Origin of the sequence: Saccharicrinis sp. 156, assembly GCF_050589685.1 — a bacterium.
Classification (GTDB): Bacteria; Bacteroidota; Bacteroidia; order Bacteroidales; family Marinilabiliaceae; genus Saccharicrinis.
The window spans coordinates 45,480-60,642 of record NZ_JBNGOS010000002.1 but is presented as its reverse complement, the minus strand read 5'-3'; the positions used below and the strand labels follow the sequence as shown (position 1 = coordinate 60,642).

6 protein-coding genes are annotated in these 15,163 nt (G+C 36.7%); all 6 read right to left on the bottom strand.

Going from position 1 to position 15,163, the window contains the following annotated elements:
* Nucleotides 1–53: 53 nt before the first annotated feature.
* Nucleotides 54–1,694, bottom strand: a complete 1,641-nt coding sequence (locus tag ACRD64_RS01005) for a GH39 family glycosyl hydrolase (protein ID WP_430931282.1) — start codon at nt 1,692–1,694, stop codon at nt 54–56.
* Nucleotides 1,695–1,798: 104 nt separating this feature from the next.
* Nucleotides 1,799–4,402 carry a hypothetical protein gene (locus tag ACRD64_RS01000; RefSeq protein WP_430931281.1) on the bottom strand — a complete coding sequence of 868 codons (2,604 nt, stop codon included), beginning with the start codon at nt 4,400–4,402 and terminating at the stop codon, nt 1,799–1,801.
* Nucleotides 4,403–4,541: 139 nt separating this feature from the next.
* Nucleotides 4,542–5,438 (bottom strand): hypothetical protein, encoded by an 897-nt coding sequence (locus ACRD64_RS00995; protein WP_430931280.1) that lies wholly within the window; start codon nt 5,436–5,438, stop codon nt 4,542–4,544.
* A gap of 337 nt (nt 5,439–5,775) precedes the next feature.
* Nucleotides 5,776–9,774 (bottom strand): hybrid sensor histidine kinase/response regulator transcription factor, encoded by a 3,999-nt coding sequence (locus ACRD64_RS00990; RefSeq protein WP_430931279.1) that lies wholly within the window; start codon nt 9,772–9,774, stop codon nt 5,776–5,778.
* Between the two features lie 165 nt (nt 9,775–9,939).
* Nucleotides 9,940–11,781, bottom strand: a complete 1,842-nt coding sequence (locus tag ACRD64_RS00985; protein ID WP_430931278.1) for a metallophosphoesterase — start codon at nt 11,779–11,781, stop codon at nt 9,940–9,942.
* A gap of 409 nt (nt 11,782–12,190) precedes the next feature.
* Nucleotides 12,191–15,157 (bottom strand): glycosyl hydrolase 115 family protein, encoded by a 2,967-nt coding sequence (locus tag ACRD64_RS00980; RefSeq protein ID WP_430931277.1) that lies wholly within the window; start codon nt 15,155–15,157, stop codon nt 12,191–12,193.
* Nucleotides 15,158–15,163: the final 6 nt, after the last annotated feature.

The following is a 15,163-nucleotide window of genomic DNA, read 5'->3' as shown; positions in this document are numbered from 1 at the left end:
AATTAAATAACCGCTATCAAACCGCATATTTTAACCTACAATCAATGAAACTTTTAATTAATCTGTTTTATTAATACCACATTCCAGGGAAACAGTTCCCGTTTAACACTTACAACTCCATTTTCATCTGCGGTAATCAGTTCTGCTTTTAGGTTTTCAGCCATTCCTTTTAATACTTTCACTTGCTCACGTGTTGGAGGTTCTGGCTTACCCATTTTTTCCCAGGAATGACACACGTTACCATGATCTTTATCTAAAACCTCAATCTTAAACATCGCACCCGGTTTTAAATCGGTCAAAGTCAGATCGAGTTGCTTGGGTGAACCCTTACTTAGGTATTCGTAGCTTTTGTATCCGGCAGGAACTGATCCTTCGTTCTCTTTGGGATAGTTATACGCCAAAGCAACTACTTTACCATTACCCGAATTACGACTAACAAACAGGTAATCATCCTTATATAATTTTTCTTCGCCCAATTGATGCAACATGCGATAGGCATGATACGAAGGCTTCACTAAACCCTGAAAGTTGATCATCCCAAAACCGCCATGAAAAATACTAGCAGCCCCACCTTTTTCTTCAAAAATATCGGTGAAAGTCCAAAAAGCCAATGAGTTGGTTAAGCCAATACAATCCAGGTTCGATTTAACGATATAAGCTGCTCCCGGCAATAAATCGTGCATACGGTCTCTGCTGCTCGGGCTAGTATTCCACTCTGTTAAATGAATTTCCGCATCAGAATAGGCACTGTTTTCAACCGTGGACTTCAACCACTTTAAATCTTCAATTACCGATTGGGCATAACGAGTCAACCCTCGTCCTTTCCCGGTTTCAGGATTAAAGGCGTAATCTGTTGGGTATGGGTGCGTGGTAATAAAATCAACAGGTAGTTTTTCCTTTTCACAGTACTTTAAAAAGTCCTCAATCCACACACCATGCCACTCCAACAAGTTGATATCTTCAACCTCAAAAATTGCTTCAGATACATTGTTATCAATAATTTCAGCATCAAAACGAGCATCCGGCACAAAGTTACTGGTTGATGGGCCTCCAATTTTCAATCGTTCATCCACCGATTTAACAGCCAATGCCGATTGCTTATACAATTCGAAATACTGTGATTTTTTTCCATGGAAAAAGAAGGGATAAAGATTAGGTTCGTTCCATACCTCGAAATACCAGGTTAGTACTTCGTCCATTCCGTAGCGGTCAACCACATGTTGCGTAAAAGCCTTTATCAGGTCGTGCCATTGTTGTGCATAATCCGGCCCTGGAGTTACCTTTGCTTTCCACCAGAATACCGTTTTAGAATCTTCGGCAGCAAACTGTTTTGGAAAAAAGGCCAGTTCCACAAATGGACGGACATTCATATCCAACAAACGATCGAACACATCATCGATGTATTGCCAATTATAAACAAGTATGTCGTTTTGCGTTAATACCGGAAACATATCTTCATGAAACAGCCCGTGAAAACGGACATATTCAAACCCACAATTCAGATGTACTTTTTCCATTTGCTCGAGCCATCCTGCCCGTAAGGCTTCGTTGGCACGTCCTGCGCCAACACATTTACTCCAAAGGTGATCGAATTTTTCGCCCTGGGATGTGGCATTTACGGATACTGTATTTTGTGCACTTACCCATTGGGCAAACACTATAACTGCCAGTATAAAGCTATTCTTCAGTTGCATATGTTATTTTTTAAATGTTTTTTTACTAAAGCTAAGATAGGCACATTGAAGAACTTAAAATAAGGCATCAATCTCAAAGAATAGTATATGGGTTGCATAAACTCTTACCGTAACGTAATAACAGCTTCTTTAAAAATTAGACCATCTTTCTTTGATATACCCTGAATATTTACCAAATAATTTCCTTTCACATCACCATTGTAAAATTCAATGGTAGCTCTACCTAATGAGTCTGTCTTTACAGTATTATCCCATAGTACAGTTATTCTATTGTCAGGCACCGGGCTATATTTTTGTTTATTATTAGAATACTTGGGGCTATAGTATTTGCATACCCTACCGTAACGGCCCGAAGTAAACTTGTTCCTCTTTTCCTTGTCTGCCACTTTTACGTTTTTCCCTTTTAGCGTCCATAACATTAAGGCACCATCCTGCCCGCCACTATCTAATTCGGCTGATACCACGCTACCTTTAACGAAGGCTATCCCTTCAATCATATCACTTGATAGGTAGGCAATCTCAGTAAAAGTGGCATCTCTCAGTTGGACCCCGTTCAAGACGATCGGAATAGAAGCTAACTGCCCCCCGGAAGTATTCACCACCTGATCATTTTCGACCATGAGGCCGGCTCCCAATTGATAAATCATACTTTCCATGTCAAGGATTTCGTCTCCGAAATCTTCTTCTGTAAGCAAATGTGTACTTCCAGCACTGTAACTTTTAAGTGTTTCGGTAATCCTATTTCCAGTTTGAGAACCTACTACAAAAATTTCAGCTATGTATTTGGTATCCCAGAGCTTAAATAATGTATCAATCTCTCCCGGTTTTTTATACAAATCCACATTGCGGTGGTGCACATGCGGCAAGAGCTCATCATAGAATAATTGTACCACGCTATCCCGTATTTCCAGTTCCCGGTCTTCCATGGTAAGCTTCACTCTTGAGAATTCGTTTTTCCTTGCCGCAGAGATTATTAAAGTGGGACTCACTTTCTCAGAAAATTGCGGATTAACATAAAATCTACCATTCTCATCTGCTTTAGACTCAGACATGGTTATTCCTTTTCCAAAGCTAAGCACTTCAACCGGTGCATGTGGCACCACAGATTTGCCTTTGGTTACCACACCCCGGTAAAAATCATAATTATAATACTCATACTGAGGTTCAAGCTTGTGACACAATTCGTAGTACCAATTGTATTTTCTCCACCCATGGGTCAGCATCACCAAATCTGCTCTATATTCAATAAGTTTAGCATCAGTTTCCTTATCAAAATATTGTGCTGGCCGATACACCTGACCGGACAACTCTGACTTAAACAAGGTGTAATCCCTAATATCAGGAATCGGGGTCAAAGGATTAATCCCCTTGTCAATATGAGTGACTAAAACAGATAAGTTCGCATCTACTGGAAGGCTATCAGCTGTTAAGGTTTCCAATTTTATAACACCTTTGCTTCGGGTATGATAATTTTTATGATTCAGCTTAATATCAACAATTGGTTTTTGAGATGCTTCTATAAAAATTAACCGCTCTGCAAAAGGCGCTCCCCCTTTGTCAAACAAGGTAATCTTGGCAATGCCGTTCGGCAAATCTTTTTTCGCAAAAGAAAATGTATTCTCGTTTTCCAAATAAATAGATTTAGTACCTAATACAAATCCGTCCATCTGCCACACGGCCGTTACTTCCTCACTTCCTTTAAAATTTTTTGCCACTTTAAAAAAGGCATGCCCCCCTCTAGATCCCATATACGATAAGGCAAAACCTTTTCCCATAACTTCAGGAAACTCTATTTCGTGAGCATAATCAAGGGGCGACTTAATGATAAACTTGTATTTCTCACCTTTTTGCGGAATCATCATAAATTTGCCCATTCCCTGATGGGATGTGCTGAATTCAGTTACAGATTTACCTTTAGCATCTGTTATCTCACCCGAAATTTCAATAGGCCTGCCACGATCGTCAACACTTCTAAATGCCACTATTTGCATTAATCCGTCCACCAAATTACCTCCTTCGGGCAACAACTGTACATCAATAGCCTGGTGAACCGATAAAACATATGTATTTTCTCTAAATGGCGATTCAATGCTTCCTGTCTCGAAATTAATCTTTAAAGGCAAATTTTCGCTATTGGCCGATTCATACGGGAAGTTAAGATAAGCGATCCCTTCATTATTTGATTTTACCTTTCCTCTATCTATCTTTTTATCTCCGTCCAGGATATTATAGCTTAATTCCTGATTAGCGCAGGGCTTATAATACTTATCATAAGTTAGCACCTGCATTTCAACTTTTTCGTTAGGTCTATAGAACGTACGGTTAAAACCAAAAGAATAATTATAACTATTTTTTTTGTTGGTGATTATTTCTATTGTTGTACGAAAAATACAATCCAGATTCTGATTAAGCATATTGGAACTATAGGCAACTATTTCGAAGTTGCCCACCCCAATTGATTTAGTTATTGGAATTTGTCCCTCGGCAGTACCATCAAATATTAAAAACTGGGCAGACTCAACCACTTCTTTCTGGCTATTTAACAAAGCAACAATCATTGTCTGAGAAATATTACTTGCCTGTTGCAATGGCCCTTGAACGCTATACCCCTTAAACCAAATAGTATCCAAATCGCTATAAATGGTTTTATTAATATGCAGAAACAAACGCTGGCTTACAGGAAACGAATTAAGTTTTTTACTATGCAAATTACTAAACACTTTGTTTTCTTGAGCCTGCAGAAGAATACTAAAAAAGACAAAAAATAAAATTGATATGGTTATTGGGCGCATTGCTGTTTTGGGGTTGGTCAAATTGTAGAGTATCTGAACTGCACTGGCAATAAAATCATTTTGAACCTTTGGGATCGGTGACGTAACCTACTCCTTCTTCATCTATCGGATCGAGGTATAGTACTTTCTTTTTAAAATCGAATGTGCTACGAAAATGCTTTAAAAAACTATTACCGATCATGGATTGGAGCCCACTGGAAATATACAGTACAGGGTTGTAAATAGGGATATCGTGATTGATATATACCTGATCCTCTTCCACAGCCAGAATTTCAATAATATCTTTCCCATCAAGCGATATCTTTTGGGGCTTAATCCCTTTCTCTCTTCTATACCTCAGGTGTCTGGCATCGGAATAATTAGCCTCGTATCGGGAAATAAAAACCGGTGAAGATATTTCAATAACGGTTTCATTTACTCCTCCAAAATCATCTTTCACATCAACGCTTGGTATCTTATTCATGAAACTTTGAGTAAAATGGACAGAAGGCGTATTCTCCGGTATTTTAAATTCATGAAGATCATCCGCTACTTTGATGACCTTTTCATCATAATTAATCTGTACAATCTTATTTTTAAATATTTGGGGTCCCAACGTGCCCAATACAGGTTCAGGAAAAGCGTGTTCACCACGTTTCCCTATACTTTTATTCACCACAATTTTTTTCTTGTTGTGAATTAAAAAATCCCCTATTTTCAACATATTAAAATTATGAAACTTTTTTGCGGTGTCCATTCCCAGATCGTTTAACCGATACATCATATCTCCCCTTAAACAGTGACAACCGGATGTTTCAATAATAAAGAGCTGTTCATTTTCAATTCCACTCAATTCCACTTTAACCACCAGCTGTCCGGTAGGTAACTGAACAAAAGGTATTTCCAACACTTTTGAGAACAAACTGGATGAACCCACCCATAAGAAAATAAAAAATAATACTATTTGCTTCATCTTTGCCAAAATTGTTATCCCGACGAAAAGTATCTTTCCTAAATATCATATCGTATACTGCTGATAGTTTTAAGATTTAGATATCACTTTTTTACATCGATTTTTTTATACTAACTAAGATAAATAAAACTGAAGCGCTATAGTATAAAGACAATCTCAAAGAATAGTATAAATGTTGCAAGCCTTGAAAGATGACCGCTTATCTTTTAATATAAACTTCACGATAAAAAAACTCACGGACAAATTTGATTCACGCATTTGGGTTTAACCATATAGGGATAACCGCATTTACATTCACCTTCATGAACTATTGTGGATAAAGGGGGGGGAGTAAGTGCTAGTGAGTCTTATTATTTTCATCTAAGACTTTGCTGGGAGGATAACCAAACTGTTTTCTGAAACATCTACTAAAATAAAATGGGTCGCTAAAACCAACTTCATATGCCACCTCTGAAACATTATTATCCTTATTTTTTAACAAAATAAAAGCTTTCTTTAATCGTACCGTTCTAATCATTTCATTCGGTGACAGGTCAGTGAGTTCCTTTATTTTTCGATAAAGTTTTGAAGAACTAATGCCAAACTCTGAACAGAGAAGTTCTTTATTCAATTTCGAACTCATTATATTTTCTTCAATAAATGAGTTAATTTTTTGTATAAACTCATCATCGGCCTGGGAGTAAGAGAGCTGATCAAGATTCAAATCAGGCTCTGTTAAGTACCGTTCTTTTAACTTCCTTCTATTTTCCAATATATTTAATATACGAATCTTTAATAAGGAAGGATCAAACGGTTTAGAGATATAAGCATCTGCTCCTATTTTAAATCCTTTCTTCTGGTTTTCAATTTCAGCTAAAGCAGTCAGTAGAATTACCGGTATATGACTTATTTCATCATCATTCTTTAACTGTTTGCAAAACCCAAAACCATCCATTCGCTCCATCATAACATCAGAAACAACGATAGCCGGTTTTATTTTCTTTGCAACAACCAAGCCCTCTACCCCATCACAAGCTTCAAAAGTATGGTACTCATCCGCCAATATATCTACAATATATTTACGCAATTCCTCATTATCTTCAATAATCAAAACATGCACTTTATTTTCTAGAGGCAGTTCATCATTTTTCTTTAGTTCTTCACTTGATATTTTTGGAATTGAAGCATTCACCTTATATTCAAATATCTCATCACTTTGATAAAACTCTTTATTTATTGGCAGTTGAATATGAAATACAGAACCTTTATCAGCTTCACTTTCGAACCATATTTTTCCATGATGAATAGTGACCAAAGATTTTACGAATGAAAGACCAATTCCGGAACCCGTATTGTATTTTAATTGCTCCTCAACCTGGTAAAAACGATTAAATATTTTTTCATGTCTATCTTTAGGTATACCTACTCCAGTATCTGAGATAGATATATTTAGATAATGCGTTTCATTATCTTCATTTATATCTAAATACACCGTCACCTCGCCCTGTTGTGTATACTTAAAAGCATTCGAAAGCAAATTAAATATCATTCTTTCGTACTGATTGGCATCGATCCAGGCATTCATCCTTTCATGTTTACATTCAAAGGAATACTTGAGTTGTTTATTACTAGCCATTAACTGAAAAGACTCAAATAACTCATACGTATAATGTACTATCTCAATCTCTGAGACTTTTAGTTTAATCTTACCCTGTTCTGCTTTTCTAAAATCAATAATCTGATTTACAAGTTCTAATAAACGTGAGGCATTAGCATAAATAAGGTTATATTTCTTCAAGATTCCTATTTCAACATTTTTAAGCTCCCTTAACTGTTGTGCAGGCCCCAATATAAGGGTAAGTGGTGTTTTGAGTTCATGTGATATATTGGTGAAAAACCTGAGTTTTTCTTCATTTAACTTCTCATCCTTTTCTCGCTTAACTTTCTCAAAAAGCAAGTCCTGCTTCATCTTCACCCTAAAAATGATGATTCTCCTAATTTGGTAGAATAGAATGAAAAATAGCAAAAAGTAGATGATAAAAGCTTTGTACGTGTACCAAAAAGGTGGCAAAATTTTTATTTTATACTCTGACTCTTTACTCCAGTATCCATTATTATTTCTGGCTTTTATACTAAACTCATAATTTCCGGGCCTAAGGTTGGCATATTGTACACTACGCTGGCCTCCACCTGCACTAACCCACTCTTTATCATAGCCCTTAAGCTTGTATTGATATTGATTAAGTTTTTCGTTTACATAGGAAGGAGATGAAAAGAAAATTGAAAAATCGCGATTTTCATATTCTAGCTCAACCTGCTTTGAATAGTTGAAATTTTTATTCAGAATTACTTGTCCATTTATTTTTTCTCCTATAATTACTTCTTTATTATGAACTATAAATTTATCGATGATGGGTTCAGGCGCATAGGTATTTTCATAGATACCCGCAGGCGAAAAATAGACAATCCCGTTTTCGCCACCTAGATAAATCCTGGAATGATTAAAATACAAGAAACCTCTTTTATTATATATCGTGGATCTCATACCCGTTTTCACCAAAAAGAACTTCAGCTCTTTGTTCCATGGATTGAAACTAGCAATTTGGTTATAATTAATATTTAACCATATTTTACCCAACGAATCAACAGCCATATCTGTAATCCAAATATCCTTTAATTCTGCAGGTTGATCCATTTTTACAAAATCATCTATCTCCGGATCGTAATAATTAAGTCCTCGACGTGTAGCAGCCCATAATTTTCCTTCGTCATCAATGATCACATCTTTTATTTCACTATTCGACAATCCGATATTACTACCCTCAATGTATGCATAGTTTTTAAGTTCATTACTATCTCTTTTATATCTAAAAGCGCCAAAAGGAGTCGCAAACCATATGATACCTGAATCATCCTGAATAATTTTATTAATTCCTTGCAGATTTATAACATCAGGTTTTATTGTCACATGTTTTTTAGATAATAAATCATATTCCACCACACCTTTAAAATGTGATCCAATAATTAACTTCGAAGAAGAAGTCTTCAACATTGAAAATACGGGCGAATCGTCAATTCCAACATCAATAATTTCCTTACCTGAAGTTAAATAATCGTATTTTAAAACTTTACCATCCCACAAACCACAATAAAACTCAATTCCATCCGGCGAATAAATACTGGCAACCCGTTTTTCTTTTGATGATACTTGAATTAACGCTTTGTTTTTAAGTAGCCACAAGCCATTGGAGTGTGTTCCAATTAGCAAATGGTTGTCGCAGGTTTTTCCATAACTACTTACATCAAGTGACAAATCCTTTGCAAAATTCTGGCTTCTGATGCTCTTAAATTGGTTCCTAAAGGGATCGTATTTATCCAAACCATTCTCTGTTCCTATCCAAAGCACTCCAGATTTATCGAAAAACAAAGAGGTGACATAATTATTAACCAAGGATACTGGGTTTGACAGATCGTTAAGATGCCTCTCAAATTTATTTATTGAAATATCTTCTAACAAGTCACATACCAACAAACCATTTAATGTCCCCAACCAATATCTCCCATTAGGTCCTTGGGTGATACATCGAAAAAAATCAGGAGATGTATTCTTTTGCACCAGTGGTTCAAACTCATCTTTAAATTTGTTCTTTTTGAATAGCCCTTCACGTGTACCAGCAAATACATCAAACTTATGATCTTCATAGATAAAAAACACATCAGGATCTATGCTACCTCGATTAAGCGTAACGTTAAGATTATAATGCTTCAGGTTTTTGACATCATCATTTTCATCTAACTGAAAGGCATATACTCCCTGTTTAAAAGTTCCTACCCAAATAGTTTTATCCTGGGTTTGAATGATAGATCTCACATATTGTACACCTTCAATTTTAACAGGTACAAATATATCTTTACGTTGATTATAATAGCAGATACCATTTTCCTTGGTTCCAATCCAAATCCGGTTCTGATCATCAATACATAAGGATCTGATTTTATTACCAACAAGCTGATCGTTGCTTGAACCTGGATGAAAGGTTGTAAATGTTGAGGTAGGGATATGATATTTTGTTAATCCGTTACTTGTGCCTATCCATAAATCATGATCGTCATCAATTACCAATTGTGTAATGTCATCATCTTGCAAATAATTGGGATTATCAATTTCACCTGAAAATCCTTCGAAATCATAACCATTAAAGCGATTTACACCTCCAAAGGTACCAAGCCAAATATAACCCGTGCTATCCTGCAGAATGGCACGTATGGAATTATGAAAAAGTCCCTGCTCGTCATTATAATGCTCAAAACGAAGCTCTTCTGATTTTGTCGTCCATGAACAAAATAAAAATATCATTATTAGAAAAATTCTCCCCATAAATTTAAACAGTAAACTTCTTACAAGATAGGTAAAATCATATATTTAAAACTTCTTACCCATTTTAATATGCCTCAATTAATCCATCCACTTTGTGAAACCTTGATATTTCTTAATGGTTTTTGTTGTTCGAGGATAATTCAACTAATCTATAAGATCTGTAATCTCTCCTTTTTCCAAATCAACTAAAAAATGATCAGCAGGTGCGCCATTTAAAAAGTGATGCAATACGGTCGCAAAATTTTGAAAATCAACAAACATGGGACTTCGCTCGTTTATTTGTTTAAGAATAGCACTGTTTATAAGTTGATACTGCTGAATTCTATTCCAGCCAATATCTTTTATCGCCAGTTTATCGGCACTGCGGAGTCTATAAAAATCATAAATCATATCAAAACCCGTCCAGCTATCATATTCTTTTAATATTTTCTCTGATTCATTTAAGGTAGCTTTTGAATACATTAATAGATCTCTTCCCGATGACTTCAATAGGAAATCCTTAAAATCTTCAGGCCAATCACTTTTCAGAAAACGCAAGCGTACTAATTCACGTAAGTGCCAGCTGGTAAACTCATGATAAGTAGAGACTGTCAGAATATCTTTGTTCCAAATGTTGCCTGCTTTTATGCTATTTAAGTAGTCATGTTCTTTTTCGTACAACGGAAACAGCTCTTTAAAGCGAGGCACGGAATCTAACACAATAGTCTCGACCTCCATTAAATCTTTACTTTTAACCGTAAGCAATTTGTACGCAGGAACATACGCCGCCAAAGATGGAACTTGCACATTAATTAAACAATTCCCTTTCTCTGATTTACGAATGCCAGTGTCATTAATATGCATATGCCCTCCAAAATGAAGTTTTATACCTGCATTGGCAAAAATACGGGCTACATTTTCTTCGGGAACTCTGTGCATTTGCATTTTTCCTTCACCCATCAACTTTTTAATATGGGAGGTCGCATCATCGTTAAAATCAACCATGGGGTAATGACTAAATACAATTAGGGTTTTACCATATTTTTCGGCTCGTTGCGTTACTTCTTTTACCCATTCTATTAAATGCTTTTTATGGGTAAGGACGTTTTTATAACCAATGCTGGCACTTTTATAATTAGCCGGCACTTCCGGATTACCTTTTACTTTTTCGCTAGGCACGTACACATTGGCATCAATGGCCAAAAACCACACATCTTTCTCAGGTTCTACCAGATAGCTCACATCAGGGATAGGTGTATAATAAGGAGAAATTAAATACTTACGATGTTCAAACACGGCTTGCCGCTGTGCTTCCAGAAAATCATAATCATCATAAGCGTATTTAGTAAAAGGCGTTTCCCAATAGAGGTCTGTTTTTTTTGGAAAAAACCCAAAATCGTGTAAGCTTGCTATTATTTCCTTATACCCCATCTTACGAATATCCTGCGTAATGACCACTGGATGCTCATCCTTATTTTTAGAGATATACAGGCCTTCTTTACTCATTACAGTTTGTGATTTGCCTCCTTCTCCCATAAAATTTGTTTTCCCTGCATCAGTAGCATACGGACGAACAGGATCATGATTTCCTGTGGTTGCTAAAAAATGAATCCCATGTTTTTGAGTATACGTATCCAGAATACGCTGCAAACCACGAACGTTTATTGGCTGTCCATCGTCACTAAAATCACCGGGAAGCACCACGTACTTGACACCACGTTGCGCCACATCATCCAATGCTGCCAAAAAAGCGAAGTAATTTTCGTTGAAAATTCGGGTAGAATGCAACTGTGCCTGCATAGTACGCGCCAACACGTATTTTCCATTTCCGGGATTTAAAACACCTTTATAATCCGTATCATTAAAAGTTCCATAAACATCTTGCAGATGAACATCTGCCATAAAAGCAATTTGTAGTTGAGCACTTTGCTTTCCGTCATTGTTGTGACATCCTAAAACGACACAAAAGAGAAGACTTATTAATATATATTTTACGATATGGATCATATAGCTTATATTTTCAATTACTATTGTCTGGTAAGTATTTCTTAAGGATTAATCAAGCTCCTTTAGTCTCTAGCCGACGGGCTTTTACTTTTTTAAGTTCACGATAGGTTTAATTTTTATTGGCGTTCATGATTTCCGTTTCTCTCCAATTCTCCAGGAAAAAAAAGTAAACAAAAAATCCCGCCGCTGACATGAAAAAGCTAAAAACCAGCGCTCTTCACTAAAAGAAAAGAACTCACTACGTTCAAACAGCTTTTCTTTCTTAACGTTACGTTTGCTGATTTTTTTAACGCTTTTACATGAAGGCGGATTAGTTACCCCTACACGCTGCTCAATACAATTACTACCTACATTAATGTACATTATAAATTATCTTGAGATTTTTTTATCAGACACCAATGATTTTCAATCAACAATTTGATTCTGGAGGAAAGGCATAGCTCTTTTTCCAACCACCTAAATCAATTAATATCTGATCAATCATCACACCTGGATCAACCATCCATATTTTAAGGGTGTGTTTACCTGCTTTGTTCACAATTTGAGACACCGATTTCACCGAAGCATTTTTTAATACATTTTGCATCCACTCTTCGCTTCTTCCAAAGGTTTGAAAATCCACCACCACTGGATCAGCATCGTCAATTGAGACGGCACAACGCACCCCACTTTCGTGGTTGAATGCATGGGTAGGAATGGCTTGTAAGTGAACAGTAGCTTTACCAAAATTAAAGGTATAAAAGTCGTATTCCAATGCCGGACTGTTATTCTTGATAGATTGAATATTTGTTTGTGAATCGGCTGAATAAGGTAAGGCACTTACAACTTTGCCAGTATACCCCACTCCGTCATAAGTTTTCCATGTTGCCTGTTTACCAGCTATTTTAGCTGAATAATTTTCGGCATAAATGGAAACAAAACCTTTATCCTCAACCTTACCTTTATAATTCTCTAGGGCCTTAAGCTTTGGATTAAAAACGGAAACCCCAATGCTAATAGTGGTATCACCAGCAGCAAAAACGATGGCAGAATTCACCTTGTAACTTGGAGGAATCAACTGGTAATCGTGTCCTAAAGGCGCTTCTTTTTTATTTACTCCTACAGGAACCTTATCCCAATCGATGCTTACCCAAACACGTTGTTCCTGATTCTCATTATTTAAACTTCCTTCGTCTTTCGAAATATGTATCCAATCGGCTTTTGCAGATGCCTTCCAGGTGAGTTCTCCTTTTCCCTTTAAAAACACATCTACAAAATATTTACTTTGGGTATAAGCATTAAAAACGGGCAAAACATCGGCATAGGAGTTAATGATTTCCGTATTCACTTCCATCTCATAACTCTCTAAAGCCAAACCCAGTTGAGGTTTATTGCCTCGTACACAAATAGTAGTTGTTGGCTTAGAAAACACAGGCAGATGACGAGGTGACATACTCATGATATGATTCCACTTCCCGTTTTGTAGAATATTATTGAAGTAATCGGTTTCTTCTTGTATCTGATGGTATGCGTCTGTCGCTTTTTGTCCAAAATATGATGCGCTACTACGCCCTTGTTGAGCGGCAAATTTATTTTTATAAGCATATAGCCATTTATGATTTAAGTGAGCAGCTCCCATTACCGGATAATATACCAACTCATAGAATGCATCTTTTCTGTTATCTGCAATTTTTGGTTTCAACTTTTGGGTAGCATCCATTAATTTCTGATAAGCATTTATTCTTAAGCTCACTTCATCATTATAATGAATCTGGTTTAATTCAGTTTCGCCTGCTTTCGTTACAGGCTCAACCCTGCCCCAATCCATAAATTCAGGACGACGTTGAAAGGCCAATCGATAATATTCATACATCAAATTAGTAACTGGATTTGCATTATATTTACCAAACTCACGAGCCGCCCATTTTTCCATATGATTTCTCACGCCTTGGCTTTGTGAGAACGAACGCATGTTCCATGCCATATCTAAAAATAGCTCTATATTATATTCATGCGGTTTAATATCGCCACAATTCAGAATCCATAAATCACGCGATTGAAATTCATATGCTTTTTGCATCTCCTCCCACATTAACACTGGATTGGTAGAGTTAAGCCACAAATAATCGTGCGGACGTCCCCAATACGAAGTATGGTAATAAACCCCAGCTCCCCCCGAACACTTTTGTTCTTCAGCATTGCTTAACTGACGGATATATCCATAATTATCATCGGTCCAAACCAACGTGATATCCTCAGGCAGTTCCATGTCGTTTTGATAATAGTTTAACACTTCTTTGTAAGGAATAAAGATCTGAGGCAAATGATGAGCGGCCTTGCCTGTTTTCTTTTGCAGAATCTCTCGTTGATCAGTGACTACATCCTCCAATAATTGAACCTGAGCCTCTGTATCATCCTCACCTACAATCATAGGCGAATCGTGCTCTCCGCGCATTCCCATGGTATAGATACTTTCAAAATCGGAACTTTCTTTAGTCCTCGTTTCAAACATTTTTTTTATGGTTTCTGCATTCTTATCGTAACGCCACTCGCCCATGGTTTTACTATCCCATTCAGCATTGATATTACAAAGCATAGGTTCACAATGTGAAGTTCCCACAACAATGGCATAATCATCAGCTACTTGTTTATTTTCAGGATAAGAATAAAACGGTTTGGTACATGAATGCATAGCCGGCCAAATTGTATTTGCCCGTAAACGCAACAATAGTTCAAACACTTTAGCATAGGTTTTGGGGCCAATATCTCCTGTTTCAGGTTCGTAATTTAACGCTGCCCATCGCTGCAATCCCCAATCTTCATCATTCAAAAAAATTCCTCGAAATTTAACCGATGGAGAACCGTATATCCTATTCTCCATAGAAATATTCAATTCACTTTTTTTATTGGGAGTTACATCTGCCCACCATTCCCAGGGAGAAACACCGATCATTCTGGAAATTTCCAACAAACCAAAAGCAGTTGCCCGTCGATCACTTCCTATAACTACCAGCGCTTTTTCAATTCCTTTAACTGGATTTTTAACAATCTCAATAGAGTAGGTCTCCCAATGAGATTTCACTTTGCTAACATCAATTTTCATTTCGGAGACTAATTGATCGACAAGTCTACTTTCACCAATGGTCCCTGCAATAATTCCTGCTTTATCTAAATTCGGAGTAACACCTACTCGCTTTCCGCTCACTTTAAATATATCACTGGCTAAAAGATCAGCCGCTATCTGAACCACCTTGGCATCTTTTTTATCAACCACGATATCTATAACCTGATTTCCATTCACCAATGGAAAGATATCACTCTTCTGTCCTTGCACACCTGTAGCAACAATGCTAAACAATACCACTATTGCTAAAATCTTACATTTATATCTATACATGATGTA

Bases quoted from the DNA above. Each gene is read 5' to 3' on its own strand.
- ACRD64_RS01005 (WP_430931282.1), bottom strand. From the start codon at position 1,694: ATGCAACTGAAGAATAGCTTTATACTGGCAGTTATAGTGTTTGCCCAA.
- ACRD64_RS00995 (WP_430931280.1), bottom strand. From the start codon at position 5,438: ATGAAGCAAATAGTATTATTTTTTATTTTCTTATGGGTGGGTTCATCC.
- ACRD64_RS00990 (WP_430931279.1), bottom strand. From the start codon at position 9,774: ATGATATTTTTATTTTGTTCATGGACGACAAAATCAGAAGAGCTTCGT.
- ACRD64_RS00985 (WP_430931278.1), bottom strand. From the start codon at position 11,781: ATGATCCATATCGTAAAATATATATTAATAAGTCTTCTCTTTTGTGTC.
- ACRD64_RS00980 (WP_430931277.1), bottom strand. From the start codon at position 15,157: ATGTATAGATATAAATGTAAGATTTTAGCAATAGTGGTATTGTTTAGC.